The organism is Pseudescherichia vulneris (assembly GCF_902164725.1).
In the GTDB taxonomy this organism is placed as follows: domain Bacteria; phylum Pseudomonadota; class Gammaproteobacteria; order Enterobacterales; family Enterobacteriaceae; genus Pseudescherichia; species Pseudescherichia vulneris.
The window spans coordinates 672281-673434 of the sequence record NZ_LR607338.1 but is presented as its reverse complement, the minus strand read 5'-3'; the positions used below and the strand labels follow the sequence as shown (position 1 = coordinate 673434).

At 51.6% G+C, this 1154-nt stretch carries 3 protein-coding genes; 2 read left to right on the top strand and 1 reads right to left on the bottom strand.

Annotated features, from left to right (window positions below):
• Positions 1 to 7 precede the first annotated feature (7 nt).
• Entirely contained in the window at positions 8 to 427 is a 420-nt protein-coding gene (locus FN633_RS02725) for a helix-turn-helix domain-containing protein (protein WP_154056644.1), read from the bottom strand.
• Between the two features lie 106 nt (positions 428 to 533).
• Between FN633_RS02725 and FN633_RS02720 the strand changes: the two genes are divergently transcribed.
• Both FN633_RS02720 and FN633_RS02715 read left to right on the top strand, forming a co-directional pair.
• Positions 534 to 761, top strand: a complete 228-nt coding sequence (locus FN633_RS02720; RefSeq protein ID WP_072015293.1) for a transcriptional regulator — start codon at positions 534 to 536, stop codon at positions 759 to 761.
• A 2-nt stretch (positions 762 to 763) separates the two neighbouring features.
• The coding region (locus FN633_RS02715; protein ID WP_154058802.1) for a toxin YdaT family protein at positions 764 to 1154 on the top strand (391 nt) is incomplete at its 3' end.

Here is a 1154-nt window from a genome sequence, read left to right as displayed (position 1 = left end):
GAGATTCTTACTTCTGAATGCTTTGAATGATGCTTAACACATCATCCTTAAGAAGGTCCAGTTGCTGGAGAGTAGTTTTAGCGTGGACAATAAGGCGTAATTTTTCCGCCTCGGGCATTTGATTAAACAATGCAAGCAAGGCAGTTTCTTTCTCATCTAGCTGCCGGGGGGCAGCGTCAGCGCTTAGGGCATTATCGCCAGCTTCTGGGGGCATGAAAAACCAATGCTCCGGTTTGCCAGTAGCGGCGGCTAGGCGTTTCAGCCTTTCTCCTCTAGGAGCTGACTCCCCTTTCGCCCATTGCTGGACCGCCTGGGGAGTAACCATCGCTCTCCTGGCAATATCTGACATGTTCCACCCGAACTCATCTCTTACGAGCTGGAGCCGGTAGGCAAACGCTTCATGGGGTGCTGTTTTCATGCCTTCCATTCTACAAGGTAGCCTTTCATTCCGCATTGCAAAGATAATTTTCAATCAGCATTGAAAAAATAATTTTCATATTGTAATCTTGGTTTTCAACAACTGAGGTCTTGATATGACGAAATCCATCAAACAACGAGTTTGCGCTGTAATGACCCAAACCGAAATAGCAAAAAAGCTTGGCACTACATCACAGGCAGTAAGCCTTTGGTTGAACCATGAGGTTCCGGCTCATCGTGTACTGCCGATCTGCAAATTGCTTGAGTGGGAAATTACGCCACATGAAATTCGTAGCGATATCTACCCCAACCCTACTGACGGCTTACCACAACGGGAGCTTTAACAATGCAAACACTTACATATCAGCAGAGTAACCCGTTTTTGCAGACAGCGATGATAAATCGCTCTCAAAGCGCTGATGACCTACCCGACCACAGTGAGATCCGCGACGCTGTCCGCGCCTGGGCAGCGGCAGCAGGGCAGGACGCTGTAGCCGCTCACATCGTGGATCAGTGGCGCAGCTGCGGCGGTGAGGGTGTCGAGTTTCCGGCAGATATCAGCCGCGCCCGACAGAAGTTGTTCCGCTGGCTCGATAACCGTTTCGATACCGAAGACTGCCGGGATCGGGTCCGCCAGCTGACACCCGCAATCCTGGCCGTTCTGCCGCTGGAGCATCGCGGCGCGCTAGTAGGCGGTGACTGCAAGCTGACTCGTCTGGCGCATGCTGAGAAGGAAG